This is a genomic window from Paraburkholderia sp. RAU6.4a (assembly GCF_050435625.1).
Lineage (GTDB): Bacteria > Pseudomonadota > Gammaproteobacteria > Burkholderiales > Burkholderiaceae > Paraburkholderia > Paraburkholderia tuberum.
In genome coordinates, this window is record NZ_JBNDKQ010000002.1 from 1882351 (window position 1) to 1898930 (window position 16580).

Below are 16580 nucleotides of genomic sequence, written 5' to 3' on the forward strand. Positions count from 1 at the left end.
CGCGCAGCGGTGCGCGTTCACGTCCACCCTACCCTTTCTCGTCGAGCCGCTCCTCCTTGTAGCGGCTCTCCATCTCGTGCACGCGCGCCCGAGACGAACGTCGCGCGCGCGTTCGCGAGCGAGGCCGCCGCGTCGTCGTAGCGCTCGAGCAGCAGCTGCCCGTAAGCGATGCCGTACCAGTTCGCCGCGACGTTCAGCGCGGTGCGGTCCTCGATTGCCGAGCGCAATCGCGAAATCTCGTCCGCGTATTCGCTGCGCGAATGGTCCTGCAACAGACGCGAGCGCGCCCGCACGAAGCCGTACTCGGGATCCTGATGCGGCTGCCGCTGCCGCGAGCTTGACGGCGACCGAATTGAGATAGTCGCGCACGAGCCAGTCGTCGAGATAGTCGGGGTCGCGGCGTATCTCACGCATCACGCGCTCGCCGAGCTTGCGTTCGGCCTGTGGACTCAGCGAGCCGGCGCCGCCGCTGCCGAGATCGGGCAACTGCTGCGCGACGATCGGCGCGCGCCAGTCGTTGCTGCCGGTTTTGCCGCCAGTGCGACCGCTACCGCTGCCATTGGAAAAGCGGCTCTGCGCGCCGCCGTAGGTGCCGAACACGCCGCGCGCGATGTCGGGCGGCAGGATCGGATCGGCATGCGCGTCGCTCGGGCCGTTCACGAGCGGCGCCTCGGACGATGACGTTCCCGGCACGGTGGCCGCCCCGCCCGTCGATTGCGCGAGCGCGCCCGGCGGCATCGCGAGCGCGACGGATAGCGACGCAGCGAGGAATCGTTTTGGATGCAACGCGAAGCCGGTCTGACGAAGTCGAAAACGCCGCGCGTGGCCCGGACTAAGATAACGGGCAAGGGCGTCGCAGGACGCGTACGAGGCAAAACTCAGCGCACGACACAGCGCAAGTGGAATCAGTCGCCGCGACGATTCGAGGCCGCGCCGCACTGCTATGATAGGCGCCCTCTGAAGGAGTCAACCATGCCTGAACTCACTCATTTCGATGCGGCCGGTGACGCGCATATGGTGGACGTCGGCGGCAAGCAGGAGACCAGGCGCATCGCGATCGCGCGTGGCTCGATCCGCATGCTGCCCGACACGTTCGCGCTGATCCGCGACGGCAACGCCAAAAAGGGCGACGTGATCGGCGTCGCGCGGATCGCGGCGATCCAGGCCTCGAAGCGCACCGCCGATCTGATTCCGCTCTGTCATCCGCTCGCGCTGACACGCGTGAAGGCCGATTTCGAACTCGACGAGCAGATGCCCGGCGTGCATTGCACGGTCCAGGTCGAGACGTTTGGACGCACGGGCGTCGAAATGGAGGCGCTTACCGCCGTGCAGATCGGGCTGCTGACCGTGTACGACATGTGCAAGGCGGTGGATCGCGGCATGACCATCACCGATGTGAAGGTGATGGAAAAGCATGGCGGGAAGTCGGGGGATTGGGTGGCGCAAGCTTGACGTGCGGTTCGACAACTATCCGGATAGCAACATGACCATCGACGAACTGCTCGAGCAGCTACTGGCGTTTCGCGACGCGCGCGACTGGCGGCAGTTTCACACGCTGCGCAACCTGATCGTCTCCACCGGCATCGAAGCCGGCGAGCTGTTGGAGACGATTCAGTGGAAAACCGATGCGCAGATCGACGCGCTGCTCGGCGATCCCGCGCAATCGACGAACCTCAGGCACGAGTGCGCCGACGTGTTCATGTATCTGCTGCTGGTCGCCCATACCGCCGGCTTCGATCTCGTCGACGCGGCAGCGGAAAAACTGAAGCTGAACGAAGCGCGCTACCCCATCGACAAGGCGAAAGGCACGGCCGCGAAGTATTCCGAGCTTTGAACTTTGAAGGGAGGAAGCCGCGGCGCCAGCACGCCCAAGCTTCCGCGGTCCGATCAATCGTCGTCGCTGTCGTCATCCGGCGTCGCATCGGCCGCCGGTGTGCCGTAGCGCTTCACCAACTGCTGCTTGAAGCCCGCGAGCGACTTCTGCTCGTCGACGAGCTGGTAGAGATAGCCGAGCTGCGCCGGCCAGTCTTTCAATTCCTCGGCGAAGATCCGCAAGCGTTCGACCGTATCGAGCGCCGCCGCGGTATCGCCGGTCAGCGCCTGCAGCACCGCGTAGCGACGCAGCACCGTCTCGCCCGGCAACAGCGCGATCGCCTGCTTGTGCATCGCGAGCTTGCGCTGCAGGTTCAGCGGATTCATCGGCTGCAGCGTCGCGAGACCGTATTCGCCCCACGCGCCGAACAGGAACGACGGATCGGCGCCGTACTGCTCGGCCGGACGCGCGCCGTAGTAGAGCACCTCGGCACGCGCATAGTCGCGATACACCGGATACAGCGCGGCGAGTCCGCCGAACACCACCACCGCGAAAGCGCCGAGCGACAGATTCGCCGGCACCGCGCGCAACGGCCGCGTTTCGAGCAGGCCGAACACGAACATCGCGGGCAACAGGAAGAACATGTACTGCTGCGGATACTCGACGAGCGCATGCATCGTCAGCACGCCGATCAGCGCGATGCCGAACACGCGCGCGGCGCTTTGCGGCGCACGCGCGACGCGCACGAGCCACGCGACGAGACCCACGAGCACGATCGCGAGACCGATCAGACCGGTTTTCGCGAGCAGGTCGACGAAAATGTCGTGCGAGTTGTTGGCGATTTCGACGCCGCCCAGCTGCTTGACGAGCTCGAACTGATGGCTCGGAAATTCGCCCCAGCCGACGCCGAGCAGCGGATGCTGCTTGAACATCGTCCAGCCGTATTTCAACAGCGCGAGGCGCGGCGCGATCTGGCCGGCATCCTGGAAGCGCTCGGCCGCCGACTGCCCGAGTTCGAGGTGATAGCGCACGTTGGCCCAGCGGATCAGCGCATTGACCACGAAAAACAGCACCGCGAGCGCGATCGGCACCAGCCATTCACGGTTGCTACGGCGCAATTGCGGTTCGTTGCGAGTCTGCGCGAAGGCCATCCAGAAGCCGGCCACGACGATCACGCCCATCTGCAGCCACGGACCCCGCGACACGGTCAGCGCGAGGCCGACCGAGAAAATCGTCGACACGAGCAGCCAGATCGGCACCGCGATGCGCCGCGTCTGCACGAGATACAGCGCGCCCGCCATCGCGAACGCGATATACGTCGCGAGGTGGTTCGCCTGCGCCATGTTGCCGAACGGCCGGCGCTCGACGGTCACGTTATACGCGACGACGAGCGGAGCCACGCGCGCCTCGAGGTGAAACAGCTGGATCACCTGACTGAACACCGCGAACAGACCGCCGACGATCAACGCCCCCGCCGCCCAGCGCAACGCGGTCTCGTCGAGCTTCACGCGCGTGAAGCCGTAGCCCACATGCACGGCCATCCACGCAGCGAGCAGGAAGCCCGCGCCGAGCCAGTTCATCGATGGCTCCGCGACCGGCAGCACCAGCGTCTGCACGACCAGCACGAGGCCGAACAGCAAGGGTACGAGCGCGACCGTGGGCGACGCGAAGCTCACGCGCGGCCGGGTGGTCGCGACCAGCAGCACGACGGCCGCCCCGGTCAGCAGAAACAGCGCGAGCGAGGTGAATTCGGCGTAGAAGGTTGGGATCGGATACGTATGGTTGGCAACCGCGTAGGGCAGGATCAACGCAAGAGCCAGCAGTACGAGAGACAGGTAGCGTGCGAAAGGGGTGGGCATCGAATCAACAGTGGGCGTCAGCAACCGGCGCACTATACAAAAATTTCGTTGCACTGTGCGCCGGTCCGGCCGAAATAGGCTGAAAATCAGCCCTTTACGTTGTGGCTTCGACTCATCCAGTCAGCGCTCGGCTGCTGTCTCGTTCACTCACTCATTTTGCCCCTTATGAACGGCATTCGGGCGGCGCCAGATTCGCGGCGAGCGTCGGTGCCTCGCTTGGCATCGGCCCCGAACCCGGCGCCGGCAACGACGACGCGCTCTTGCCGCTCGCAAAGCATTCCCACGTCAGCGCGCCAGTCTGCACCGCGTCCTTGCTCAACGCGACGCGCGCGCTCGGCGCATCTACGTTGTCCGGGACCGACGGCACCAGCGTCATGGTGTTTGCGCCGGCCTGCGCGACACGCGTCGAGTACGTGATCGTGATCTGACCAGTGTCGTCGTCGATCTGGATGGACTCGACGTTGCGCGTGGCGGGCGGCGACGCATAACCGCCGCTGAACGCGTTGCCGCTCGCGGCGTTTTCGGCCACCGCGAGCCGCGCCGACGCCGCGAGCGACAAGCCCTCGCCGACCCGGCTGCGCGCCAGATAGTCCTGATACGCGGGAATCGCGTAGGCCGCGATCACGCCGACGATCGCGAGCACGATCATCAACTCGATCAGCGTGAAGCCGACGCCGCAGCGGCGGCAGATGCGCGCGAACCAGCTCGCGCGCCAGCGTGCGCGGCGCGACCTACGCGAGGATTGCGTCGATTGAGAGTATGGGGAATATGGCAGGGTAACGATCATCGGCAGACTCCTGATACGAAAAACGCCTGGCCCGTGGATCGGGAACAGGCGTTTCAATCGTAGCGAGCGAAGCTCGCGCGTCACAGTCAGCCGGATGGCCAGGCTTGCATTCGGACGGCATCACGAATCAGGCAGCGATGCACCGTCAGCACCATGCTCACACCGCCGCACGTTTCGCGTTACGGCGCTTCAACAGATTAACCGACGATCACGACGAACAGCGCGCCCACGATGCTCATCCCGTATTCGGCGACTGGGGTGTCGAGGATCGGCCAGCGGTCGCCGGCCGGGTCGTTGACCATCAGACCACCCGCGATCCAGCCGAGCAGGCCCGCGCCGAACAGTACGATGCCCGGAAAGCGATCGAGCAGCTTCAGAATCAGCTGGCTGCCCCACACGATCAGCGGAATGCTCACGACGAGGCCAAAGATCACCAAAGCCAACCGGTGCTCGTGCTCCGCGGCTTCGGCCGCGCCCGCGATCGCGATCACGTTGTCGACGCTCATCACCGCATCCGCGATGATGATCGTCTTCACCGCCGAGATCAGCTTGTCGGCCGGCTTCACGTTGTCGTGAGCGTCGTGCGCCGGCGCGAGCAGGCGCACGCCGATCCACAGCAGCAGCAAGCCGCCCGCGAACTTCAGGAACGGCACGTCGAGCAGCACGACCGCGAACGCGATCAGCACGACGCGCAGCGCGATCGCGCCGGCGGTCCCCCACACGATCCCACGCATGCGCTGCGACTGCGGCAGGTTGCGGCAGGCGAGCGCAATGACGACCGCGTTGTCGCCGCCGAGCAGAACGTCGATGACGATGATCTGAAAGACCGAGCCCCAATGGAGGGTCGTGAAGAATTCGAGCATGGAAAAAAGCATAAGAAAAAATCGACGGCGCGGGCAGAACCGCGGCGCAAGCGCGGACAAAAAAAGCGGGGGAGTCTGCACTCCCCCGCTTTTCGGGACCGCCCGCTCACGAAAGGAGTTCGTAAGCGTAACAAAATCGCGCGCCAACGGCACGCGAATTCGATTTACAGCATCGCCTTCAGAAGACGCGCCATTTCCGACGGGTTCTTCGTGACCTTGATACCGCACGCGTCCATGATTTCCAGCTTCGCTTCGGCGGTGTCCGCACCGCCCGAGATCAGCGCGCCGGCGTGGCCCATGCGCTTGCCCGGAGGTGCCGTGACGCCAGCGATGAAGCCAACCACCGGCTTCTTCATGTTGTCCTTGATCCACTCAGCGGCGTTCGCTTCATCCGGACCGCCGATTTCGCCGATCATGATGACGGCGTCCGTATCCGGATCGTCGTTGAACATCTTCATCACGTCGATGTGCTTCAGACCGTTGATGGGGTCGCCGCCGATGCCGACTGCCGACGACTGGCCGAGGCCGATCGCGGTCAGCTGGCCGACTGCTTCATACGTCAGCGTGCCCGAACGCGACACGACGCCGATGCGGCCCTTGCGATGGATGTGACCCGGCATGATGCCGATCTTCAGCTCGTCCGGCGTGATCGTGCCCGGGCAGTTCGGTCCGAGCAGCAGCGTCTTGCGGTTTTCGCGACGCATACGGTCCTTGATCTCGATCATGTCGCGGACGGGAATGCCTTCCGTGATACAGATTGCGAGATCCAGGTCGGCTTCGACTGCTTCCCAGATTGCGGCGGCAGCGCCTGCCGGCGGAACGTAAATCACCGACACGGTCGCGCCCGTCTCAGCCTTGGCTTCAGCGACGCTCGCGTAGATGGGGATGCCTTCGAAATCTTCGCCGGCGCGCTTCGGGTTCACGCCCGCGACGTACGCTTCGCGGCCGTTTGCGTATTCACGGCAAGCACGCGTGTGGAACTGACCGGTCTTGCCGGTGATGCCCTGCGTGATGACCTTGGTGTCTTTGTTGATCAGAATCGACATGTATTGACCTCTGTTCGTTTGGCGTCGCGCGGTAGCGCCACTCGGCGCGATGCTTCACGCCTGTGTCGCTCGCGCGCCGCCACTCGTAAACCTGGCAAATGAGCTGGTAAATGCGCCGTGGACAGCTGGCTTACGCCTTGCCCGAAGCAGCCGCGACGACCTTCTGAGCCGCCTCTTCCATGCTGTCCGCCGAGATGATCGGCAGGCCGGATTCGGCGAGCATCTTCTTGCCCAGGTCTTCGTTCGTGCCCTTCATGCGGACCACGAGCGGCACCTTCAGCGACACGGCCTTCGACGCCGCGATCACGCCTTCCGCGATCACGTCGCAGCGCATGATGCCGCCGAAGATGTTGACCAGAATCGCGGTCAGGTTCGGGTTCTTCAGCATGATCTTGAACGCTTCGGTGACCTTCTCGGTCGTAGCTCCTCCGCCGACGTCGAGGAAGTTCGCCGGTTCGCCGCCGAACAGCTTGATGGTGTCCATCGTTGCCATTGCGAGGCCGGCGCCGTTCACCAGACAGCCGATGTTGCCGTCGAGCGAGATGTACGCGAGGTCGAACTTCGACGCTTCGATTTCAGCCGGATCTTCTTCGTCCAGATCGCGGTACGCGACGATTTCCGGGTGACGGAACAGCGCATTCGAGTCGAAGTTGAACTTCGCGTCGAGTGCGATGACCTTGCCGTCGCCGGTCAGGATCAGCGGGTTGATTTCGGCGAGCGATGCGTCGGTTTCCCAGAATGCCTTGTACAGGCCTTGCAGGATCGCGCGAGCTTGCGGGATCGAAGCGTCGGGCACGCCGATCTTCTTCGCGAGCTCGTCTGCTTCCGAGTCCTTCAGGCCGGTCGACGGATCGACGGCAACCTTGTGGATCAGCTCAGGCGTCTTTTCCGCGACTTCTTCGACGTCCATGCCGCCTTCGCTCGACGCCATCACGACGATCTTCTGCGAAACGCGATCGATCACGAGACCGACATACAGTTCCTTCTTGATGTCGGCGCCTTCTTCGATCAGCAGGCGGTTCACCTTCTGGCCTTCCGGACCGGTCTGGTGCGTGACGAGCTGCATGCCGAGGATCTGGTTCGAGTACTCGCGAACCTGTTCCAGCGACTTGGCGACCTTGACGCCGCCGCCCTTGCCACGGCCACCCGCGTGGATCTGAGCCTTCACGACCCACACCGGGCCGCCCAGCTCTTCCGCGGCCTTGACCGCATCATCCACCGAGAAGACCGGCTTGCCGCGCGGTACCGCGACACCGAATTTCCGCAGGATTTCCTTACCCTGGTACTCGTGAATCTTCATGCGTGATTCCCTTCAGTCTGAGAGTTGGATAGAACTTCGATTCCGTTGCCGCCGTTCAGGCCGACGCGTCGCCGCTTCGTTCGCGGGCCGCCGCACCGTCCGACGAGGCCGCGCGTTGCGCCGGACGCGGTGCATGACCATACCAGCGCGGATAAAACTGTTTCACCGCCTCGCCGTCGAAACGCAGCGCGTGGCAGCGTCCCAGCTGGAATGGCGGTTTGTCGTTGGAATGCTCGCCTGTGCCGTTGGACGATTCGTCTCCCGAACCCGCGTTCGCGCCCGGCGTGCCGTCATCGGTGTTCCATACGTCGCCGGCGAACGCCTGGATCGCGGCGGTCGGCAGGATCGCGCACAGCTCGGTGAGATGCGTGCAACCGGCCGTGCCGGCCAGCAAACGGGCAGCATCGCGACGGAAGTTGTGGAACAGATTGAGCCCGATGAGGGCACGGTAGGCGGGATTGCTGGCCTGGCACAACCCTGGATAGGGGACCCAGTCGGACGACGCCTCGGCGTTGACGACATTGAGCTTGCGATCGATGGTGATGCGAAGCCAGAGTTCATGGATCGGCTGACCATTGGGCCGGACACCCGACGCAAGCGCCACATCGCGTGGCTTTTCGTCGGTCAGGCACGCTTCCACATCCCACAGGCCATCGGCTCGCTCGTAAGCTTCCGCTCTGATTGCGCGACGATGGCGCAACTGACGGGACACTGGCGGGGAGAGCGACATGCGGGAAGGAAAGGCCGGATTGGAAAACTTCTGGAGTTTAGCATAACGGGTATTTGGGACAGCCCCGATTGCGCACGGCCTGGCGCCAGGTTACGGCGCGGTAATTGCCCTACCCGTCGAGACTGGCGTGTTAGTCGCCGTCCCCGATCTCGTCGATACCCTTCAGGATCTTGCCGATCGTCGCGCCGGAGAAGCCGCGCGACGCGAGAAAGCGCGCCTGCTTCGCGCGCTCGGCCGGCGTTTGCGGCAACTGGCCGAACTTCTTGCGCCAGACCGCCTGGGCGCGCGCGAGTTCGGTTTCGCGCAATTGCGCGCTCGCCTCTTCGACGAGCGCCGGGTTGAGCGCGTGTTGCTTCAGTTCGCCGAGAATGCGGCTCGTGCCGAGCCGCGATGCGCGCCGATGGATCAGGCTTTCCGCGAAGCGCGAGTCGGATAGCCAGTTTTCGGCCTGCAGCGCGTCGAGCACCGTGTCGAGCGAATCGGTTTCCTCGACGTAAGGCTTCAGCTTGCGGGCGAGGTCGGCGCGGCTATATTCGCGGCGCGACAGATAGCCGAGCGCGCGCGCTTTCAGCGAACGGGCGGGGCGTTGGGATTTTCTGTTGTCGTCTTTGTCGGACTGGCCCGGCTTCTCTTCGCCGGGTTGGCGACGCGAGCGGGTGTAGGTGACCTCGGAGGGGATTGGGGAATCGAGTCCGGAGGAATCCCGGCTGGACGACGCTGCAGCGGGCGCAGACCGCGTACGCTGCGGGCCGCGGCCCGCGGCGCGGTCATGTGCGTCGAACGGTTCGAACGGTTCGAACGGATCGCCGGACTCAGGCGATCCGTCCGCCGCGTCGCGCGGGCCGTCCGGATAGCGTCCGGAGTCGAAACCGGACAGCGGCCGGCCTTTGCGTATCACTTGATGCTTACTCTTCTTCGCCCGCGACTTCAGCGTCCGCGCCGGTCACGGCGTTCGCCATCGCGGTAACGCCCAGCGATTCGCGGATACGGTTCTCGATTTCGCGAGCGATATCCGGATTTTCGCGCAGGAATTCACGCGCGTTGTCCTTGCCCTGACCGATCCGCTCGCCGCTGTAGCTGTACCATGCGCCGGCCTTGTCGACGATCTTCGCCTGCACGCCGAGGTCGATGATTTCGCCCTGACGCGAGATGCCCTCGCCGTACAGGATGTCGAAAATCGCCTCACGGAACGGCGGCGCCACCTTGTTCTTGACGACCTTCACGCGGGTTTCGTTGCCGATCACTTCGTCGTTCTTCTTGATCGAGCCGATGCGGCGAATGTCCAGACGCACCGACGCGTAGAACTTCAGCGCATTACCGCCCGTGGTGGTTTCCGGGTTGCCGAACATCACGCCGATCTTCATGCGGATCTGATTGATGAAGATCACGAGGCAGTTCGTGCGCTTGATCGTGCCGGTCAGCTTGCGCAGCGCCTGCGACATCAGACGCGCCTGCAGACCCGGCAGCGAGTCGCCCATTTCGCCTTCGATTTCCGCCTTCGGCACCAGCGCCGCGACCGAGTCGATCACGATCATGTCGATCGAGCCCGAGCGCACCAGCGCGTCGGCGATTTCGAGCGCCTGTTCGCCAGTGTCCGGCTGCGAGACCAGCAGGTCGGCGACGTTCACGCCGAGCTTGCCCGCGTATTGAATGTCCAGCGCGTGTTCCGCGTCGATGAACGCCGCGGTGCCGCCGAGCTTCTGCATTTCGGCGACGACCTGCAGCGTCAGCGTGGTTTTACCGGACGATTCCGGACCGTAGATTTCGACCACCCGGCCACGCGGCAAACCGCCGACGCCCAGTGCAATGTCGAGGCCGAGCGATCCGGTGGAGACCACCTGGATGTCTTCGACTGCCTCACCTGCGCCGAGCCGCATGACCGACCCTTTGCCGAACTGCTTTTCGATCTGCGCGAGCGCGGCGGCGAGAGCCTTGCTCTTTTCAGCAGTCAGTCCAGCCGAGCCTTTCTTGCTTTCTTCCATGAATCGTCCTTTGCTATGATGAACGGCGTCTGAGGCAGGTGTGCACCCGTGGTTCCACTCGAATTGAGCGGAATCTCCAGGACATCACACGAAACGCAGACACTGTATAAAAAAACAGTAGTTTTGGCAAGCGCGATTGTGATGCGAACGCGCATCTTTTACTGTCGCATCGCCCCAACTACCCACAATAATGTTCGGAGACCGCTGCGCGCCGGGGCAACCCCGCGGTGCCGGCAAAGCCAGGCTGGCGCATCATGCGAATTCTGATTGCCGAAGACGACAGCATACTCGCGGATGGTCTGGTTCGATCACTCCGCCAATCGGCCTATGCGGTCGATCACGTGAAAAGCGGCGTAGAAGCCGATACCGCGTTGTCAATGCAGACGTTCGACCTATTGATCCTCGATCTGGGCCTGCCGCGCATGTCCGGGCTCGAGGTGCTGCGCCGCCTGCGCGCGCGCAATTCGAACCTGCCCGTGCTGATCCTGACCGCCGCCGATAGCGTCGACGAACGCGTCAAAGGCCTCGACCTCGGCGCCGACGATTACATGGCCAAGCCCTTCGCGCTGAACGAACTCGAAGCGCGCGTGCGCGCGCTGACACGGCGCGGCGCGGGCGGCGGCCCGACCGTCGTACGGCATGGCTCGCTGTCGTTCGATCAGGTGGGCCGCATCGCCTACGTCAACGACCAGGCGATCGATCTGTCCGCGCGCGAACTCGGGCTGCTCGAAGTGCTGCTGCAACGGATCGGCCGGCTGGTCTCGAAAGAGCAGCTCGTCGACCATCTATGCGAATGGGGCGAGGAAGTCAGCAACAACGCGATCGAAGTCTACGTGCACCGGCTGCGCAAGAAAATCGAACCGAGCGGCGTGCGCATCATCACCGTGCGCGGGCTCGGCTACTGTCTCGAAAAAGCGGCGCCGCCGGCGAATGCGAGCGCGCCCGCCAACCCGGCCGGCTCCGAGCCGCAGACGGCACAAGCGGCACAAGCGGCACAATCGTCCACCGCGCCGTCGTCCGCCGCGATGCCGGCGAGCCACCACTACAAATAGAGGCCAGCGATGTCCGCACGCGCTGATCGCGCCACGGCGCACGCGGCGGACCTCGACGAGGCGCGCGACGCGCGCTACGCCAATCCGTTCGCCCCGCCCGACGAAACCGAAGCCGCCGCCGAAGCGCGTCCGCGCTCGCTGTTCGGCGAAATTCTCGACTGGATGCTCGCGCCGCTGCTGCTGCTGTGGCCGATGAGCCTCGCGGTCACCTATCTGGTCGCGAAGTCGATCGCGAACGGGCCGTTCGACCGCGCGCTCGAAACCGATGCCTACGTGCTCGCGCGCCAGATCCATCCGGTCAACGGCGTCGCGGAGCTGTCGCTGCCCGAGTCGACGCGCGATTTCCTGCGTGCCGACAACGTCGACAGCGTGTTCTTTCAGGTGCTCGGCACGCGCGGCGAGCTCGTGGCCGGCGAGCGCGACATGCCGCTGCCGCACGAGGAGGACCGCCCGCCACCGGGCCTCGTCGAATTCCGCGACGACGTGCTGCGCGGCAACGACATCCGCGTCGCCTACACGACCGTCGAGTTTCCGCAGACGCCGGGCGCGCAGGCCGTGCTCGTGCAGGTCGCCGAAACGCTCGACAAGCGCAGCCAGCTCGCCAACGACATCATCAAGGGCGTGATCCTGCCGCAGTTCGTGATCCTGCCGCTCGCGATCCTGCTCGTGTGGTTCGGACTGTCGCGCGGGCTCGAGCCGCTGCATGCGCTGCAGGCGCATATCCGCGCGCGCCGGCCGGACGATCTGTCGCCGCTCGAAGCGCGCCGCGCGCCGCCGGAAATCGAGCCGCTCGTCACGTCGTTCAACGATCTGCTCACGCGCCTCGAACAGAACATGGAGCTGCAGAAGCGCTTCATCGCCGACGCCGCGCATCAGATGAAAACGCCGCTGGCCGGCCTGCGCACCCAGGCGGAGCTCGCGCTGCGCCAGAACGCGTCGGCCGAGGTTCGTCGCTCGCTCGAACAGATCGCGACGAGCTCCGAGCAGGCCGCGCGGCTCGTCACGCAATTGCTCGCGCTGGCGCGCGCGGAGAACCGTCGGTCGGGGCAGATCTTCACGCCGCTCGAACTGGGCGAACTCGCGCGCAGCGCGGTGCGCGAATGGGTGCAGGCCGCGCTCGCGAAGCAGATGGACATCGGCTACGAAGCGCCCGACGAGCCGGTCGAAATCGCCGGCAATCCGGTGATGCTGCGTGAAATGCTGTCGAACCTGATCGACAACGCGATCCGCTATACGCCGGCGGGCGGCCGCATCACCGTGCGCGTGCGGCACGACGCCCCCGCGCGGCTCGTGCACCTGGAAGTCGAGGACACCGGGCTCGGCATTCCGGCCAGCGAGCGCTCGCGTGTGGTCGAGCGCTTTTACCGGATTCTGGGCCGCGAGGGCGACGGCAGCGGCCTCGGCCTCGCGATCGTGCGCGAGATTGCGGCAATGCACGGCGGCGAGCTCGCCATCGACGACAACGTCTACCAGGAGTCGCCGCGGCTCGCCGGCACACTGGTGCGCGTCAGCTTGCACGTGCTCGAACGGGGCGGGACTTACCCTAACGCGCCTCTATCGTCAGCTTGACGGTCAGCGTTTTTTGAGATATTTCAGCGTGGATTACGGGAACATACCAGCACATTAACGGAAATTGAACGCCTATTCGTCGACTTACCGGACTACCCCAGGTTCAGGCGCCGAGTCAGAACGCCGTAAGTTTCCACTCCAATAATCGGTTGCACGGGAACGGCTGTGCCGGCGATCCGTGGATATATCAATATTGGAGACGACAATATGGCTACCGTTGGCGGGCAAATCTCGCGCGTGCCGATGACGCGCGATGAGAAGCGGGTGATCTTCGCATCGTCGCTGGGTACGGTTTTCGAGTGGTACGACTTCTATCTGGCCGGCTCGCTTGCGGCCTTCATCAGCAAGAGCTTCTTCTCCGGCGTCAATCCGACCGCGGCGTTCATCTTCACGCTGCTCAGCTTCGCGGCGGGCTTCGCGGTGCGGCCGTTCGGCGCGATCGTATTCGGGCGGCTCGGCGACATGGTCGGGCGCAAGTACACGTTCCTGATCACGATCATCATCATGGGCCTGTCGACGTTCCTCGTCGGCTTCCTGCCGGGCTACGCGGCGATCGGCATCGCTTCGCCGGTGCTCTTCATCGCGATGCGCCTGCTGCAGGGTCTCGCGCTCGGCGGCGAGTATGGCGGCGCCGCAACCTACGTGGCCGAACACGCGCCGGCGAACCGCCGCGGCTTCTACACCGCATGGATCCAGACCACCGCCACGCTCGGTCTGTTTCTGTCGCTGCTCGTGATTCTCGGCATTCGCACGTTCATGGGCGAAGACGCCTTCGGCGCCTGGGGCTGGCGCATTCCGTTCGTCGTGTCGATCCTGCTGCTCGCGGTGTCGGTGTGGATTCGCCTGCAACTGCATGAGTCGCCGGTGTTCGCGCGCATCAAGGCCGAGGGCAAGACCTCGAAGGCGCCGCTTTCCGAAGCGTTCGGCCAATGGAAGAACCTGAAGGTCGTGATTATCGCGCTGCTCGGCCTGACGGCCGGCCAGGCTGTCGTCTGGTACACGGGCCAGTTCTACACGCTGTTCTTCCTCACGCAGACGCTGAGGGTCGACGGTTCGAGCGCCAACATCATGATCGCGCTCGCGCTGCTGATCGGCACGCCGTTCTTCCTGTTCTTCGGCTCGCTGTCGGATCGCATCGGCCGCAAGCCGATCATCATGGCCGGCCTGCTCATCGCCGCACTCACCTACTTCCCGCTGTTCAAGGCGCTCACACACTACACGAACCCGGCGCTCGAAGCGGCAACCGCGAAGTCGCCGATCGTCGTGATCGCCGATCCGGCCGAGTGCTCGTTCCAGTTCAACCCGGTGGGCACGGCGAAGTTCACGAGCTCATGCGACATCGCGAAGGGCGCGCTGTCGCGAGCCGGCCTGAACTACGACAACGTCGCGGCGCCTGCCGGCACGATCGCGCAGATCCGCGTGGGCGATACGGTCGTCAACACGTTCGACGGCCGCGCCGGCGACGCGAAGGAGCAAGCCAAGACGTTCGAGAAGACGCTCGCCGCGACGCTGAAGGCCGCCGGCTACCCGCCGAAGGCTGATCCGGCTCAGATCAACTGGCCGATGAGCATCGTGATCCTGACGATCCTCGTGATCTACGTGACGATGGTCTACGGGCCGATCGCGGCGATGCTGGTCGAGATGTTCCCGACGCGTATCCGTTATACGTCGATGTCGCTGCCGTATCACGTCGGCAATGGCTGGTTCGGCGGCTTCCTGCCGGCCACCGCGTTCGCGATCGTCGCGGCGAAGGGCAACATCTACTCGGGGCTCTGGTATCCGATCATCATCGCGTTGGTCACCTTCGTGATCGGCATGCTGTTCGTGCGCGAAACCAAGGACTCGGATATCTACGCGAAGGATTGAGTGGACCGACAGCCGGAGCCATCTGAAAAAGTTGTGAGCCGGGGGTTGACAGCCTCCGGTGGCCCCAGCATAATCTCCCTTCTTTCGGCGAATTAGCTCAGTCGGTTAGAGCGACGGAATCATAATCCGCAGGTCCGGGGTTCGAGTCCCTGATTCGCCACCAGCTTCAAGAAAAAGCCGCTGTCCCACAAGGACAGCGGCTTTTTTGTTTTGAAACGCTGCCACGAAGCCTGACGACCGATGGGCATCCGAGTTCAGGCAGACGCAGCGACACACCACTCGACGTTGGGGAAATAGCGGCAACAATGCGCGCATTTTCCAGACGGATACCCCGGCTATGCCACGTTAGCTCAGGTCGTGAAGAGATTGAGCCGGTGTCGGGTGAAAGAGCAGCAGCACCACGGTCATCAGACCGAAGGCTGCGCCCGCATAAAAGGTCGTGGCTGCGCCCAGACGTTCCCACAACTGGCCTGCGATAACGCTCGAAACCAGCGTCACGATGCCGCTCAACAGATTGAAGAAACCGAACGCAGTCCCGCGCAGATGCGCAGGTGCCGTGTGCGCGACCATCGTAGCGAGCAGGCCTTGCGTCATCCCCATGTGCAGCCCCCACAGCGCTACGCCTACGACGACTATGCCCCAGTGGGTGCCGTGTGCAAGCACGAGGTCGGCGCCAATCAACACGATCAGACCACCTATCAGCAGCCGCGTATGCCGCATCGTGTCCGCGAGCTTCCCGAACGGATAAGCGGACAGCGCGTAGACGATATTCATTGCCACCATGACGAGCGGAACGAGCGCAATCGGTACGCCGCTGCCCATCGCACGAAGCACCAGAAAAGCCTCGCTGAATCGCGCCAACGCAAAAACGGCGCCTATCCCTACGACCCACCAGTAGTCCAAACCAAGCGCCCTGAGACTCTGCCACCGCACAGGATTGCTTCTTTTGGCGCGAGGCTCGTGCTCGGGCTCCGTGATACCAAACGTCAACAGCGCGACCGCGAGCACACCGGGAATGACGGCAAGCCAGAAGGCAAGCCGAAAATTATCTGCCCATATCAGCATGATGAGAACGGCCAGCAGCGGTCCGAGGAACGCACCGACCGTATCGAGCGACTGGCGCAGGCCGAAGGCCGCGCCACGCAGGTGCTGCGGCGTGACATCCGCGATGAGTGCATCGCGAGGCGCACCGCGAATGCCCTTGCCGACACGGTCAATGACGCGCGCCGTCACCACGACGCCAACCGAGGACGCAATGGCAAAAAGCGGCTTGCTCATTGCGCCGAGCGAATACCCGGCTACGGCGAGCCACTTTCGGTTGCCGAGGTAGTCACTCAGCGTTCCCGAAAACACCTTGACCATCTGGGCCGTGGCCTCCGCGATGCCCTCGATGAGCCCAATCGTGCCGGCGCCGGCGCCAAGGCTTGCCAGCAGAAACATCGGCAGCAGGCTGTGGATGATTTCGGATGAGATGTCCATGAAAAGACTCACACATCCTAGAACCCACACGCTGCGTGGAATCTGCCGGACGACATTGACTTGTGGTTCGTTTCGCATTCGATAGGGATGGCATCAAATAACAGGTTCGAACGGCGCGGACGCATGCGAGCACCAAGGCAGCCCGCTACGACCGTTGCATCTTGTCTGGCATCGCTGAGTCGGATACCCGTCCTCTCACGCCCGAATCGAGTGCACTCCCTGACACACATCAGT

General features: G+C 64.1%; 13 protein-coding genes, 1 tRNA gene and 2 pseudogenes. 6 read left to right on the plus strand and 10 right to left on the minus strand.

Annotated features, from left to right (window positions below; translation table 11 throughout):
* Positions 1–62: 62 nt before the first annotated feature.
* Positions 63–786 (minus strand): annotated as a pseudogene (locus OKW40_RS13425) (hypothetical protein); the annotation flags it as partial.
* A 186-nt stretch (positions 787–972) separates the two neighbouring features.
* Between OKW40_RS13425 and moaC the strand changes: the two are divergent.
* A complete protein-coding gene (gene moaC / locus OKW40_RS13430) occupies positions 973–1452 on the plus strand; it encodes a cyclic pyranopterin monophosphate synthase MoaC (protein ID WP_184058346.1) in 480 nt (159 codons plus the stop codon).
* Between the two features lie 31 nt (positions 1453–1483).
* Positions 1484–1834, plus strand: a complete 351-nt coding sequence (locus OKW40_RS13435) for a nucleotide pyrophosphohydrolase (protein WP_090805453.1) — start codon at positions 1484–1486, stop codon at positions 1832–1834.
* A 53-nt stretch (positions 1835–1887) separates the two neighbouring features.
* Here the strand turns inward: OKW40_RS13435 and OKW40_RS13440 are convergent, their stop codons facing one another.
* The 8 genes and pseudogenes from OKW40_RS13440 to recA form a co-directional block, all read right to left on the minus strand.
* A complete protein-coding gene (locus tag OKW40_RS13440; protein WP_429490148.1) occupies positions 1888–3672 on the minus strand; it encodes a PglL family O-oligosaccharyltransferase in 1785 nt (594 codons plus the stop codon).
* 163 nt (positions 3673–3835) lie between these two features.
* Positions 3836–4459 (minus strand): pilin, encoded by a 624-nt coding sequence (locus OKW40_RS13445; protein WP_090801738.1) that lies wholly within the window; start codon positions 4457–4459, stop codon positions 3836–3838.
* 157 nt (positions 4460–4616) lie between these two features.
* A pseudogene (locus tag OKW40_RS13450) lies at positions 4617–5322 on the minus strand (TerC family protein).
* Between the two features lie 164 nt (positions 5323–5486).
* Complete coding sequence (gene sucD / locus OKW40_RS13455; RefSeq protein WP_184058350.1) at positions 5487–6368, minus strand: succinate--CoA ligase subunit alpha; 882 nt, start codon at positions 6366–6368, stop codon at positions 5487–5489.
* Positions 6369–6498: 130 nt separating this feature from the next.
* Positions 6499–7668, minus strand: a complete 1170-nt coding sequence (gene sucC / locus OKW40_RS13460) for an ADP-forming succinate--CoA ligase subunit beta (RefSeq protein WP_429490150.1) — start codon at positions 7666–7668, stop codon at positions 6499–6501.
* A 55-nt stretch (positions 7669–7723) separates the two neighbouring features.
* The gene (locus OKW40_RS13465) at positions 7724–8398 is read right to left on the minus strand and encodes a DUF2889 domain-containing protein (RefSeq protein WP_176078965.1); all 675 of its coding nucleotides are present in this window, start codon (positions 8396–8398) and stop codon (positions 7724–7726) included.
* A 130-nt stretch (positions 8399–8528) separates the two neighbouring features.
* Positions 8529–9296, minus strand: coding sequence for a recombination regulator RecX (recX, locus tag OKW40_RS13470; RefSeq protein ID WP_429490153.1), 768 nt, complete (start codon positions 9294–9296; stop codon positions 8529–8531).
* 7 nt (positions 9297–9303) lie between these two features.
* Positions 9304–10380 (minus strand): recombinase RecA, encoded by a 1077-nt coding sequence (gene recA / locus OKW40_RS13475; protein WP_018421721.1) that lies wholly within the window; start codon positions 10378–10380, stop codon positions 9304–9306.
* A gap of 254 nt (positions 10381–10634) precedes the next feature.
* Between recA and OKW40_RS13480 the strand changes: the two genes are divergently transcribed.
* From OKW40_RS13480 to OKW40_RS13495, 4 genes are all read left to right on the plus strand, one after another.
* Entirely contained in the window at positions 10635–11432 is a 798-nt protein-coding gene (locus OKW40_RS13480) for a response regulator (RefSeq protein ID WP_429490155.1), read from the plus strand.
* Positions 11433–11441: 9 nt separating this feature from the next.
* Positions 11442–13001, plus strand: a complete 1560-nt coding sequence (locus OKW40_RS13485; protein WP_429490157.1) for a sensor histidine kinase N-terminal domain-containing protein — start codon at positions 11442–11444, stop codon at positions 12999–13001.
* A 207-nt stretch (positions 13002–13208) separates the two neighbouring features.
* Entirely contained in the window at positions 13209–14867 is a 1659-nt protein-coding gene (locus OKW40_RS13490; protein WP_429404486.1) for an MFS transporter, read from the plus strand.
* Positions 14868–14953: 86 nt separating this feature from the next.
* Positions 14954–15030: transfer RNA gene (locus tag OKW40_RS13495), tRNA-Met, on the plus strand.
* Between the two features lie 182 nt (positions 15031–15212).
* Here the strand turns inward: OKW40_RS13495 and OKW40_RS13500 are convergent.
* Positions 15213–16424 (minus strand): MFS transporter, encoded by a 1212-nt coding sequence (locus tag OKW40_RS13500; RefSeq protein WP_429356112.1) that lies wholly within the window; start codon positions 16422–16424, stop codon positions 15213–15215.
* Positions 16425–16580: the final 156 nt, after the last annotated feature.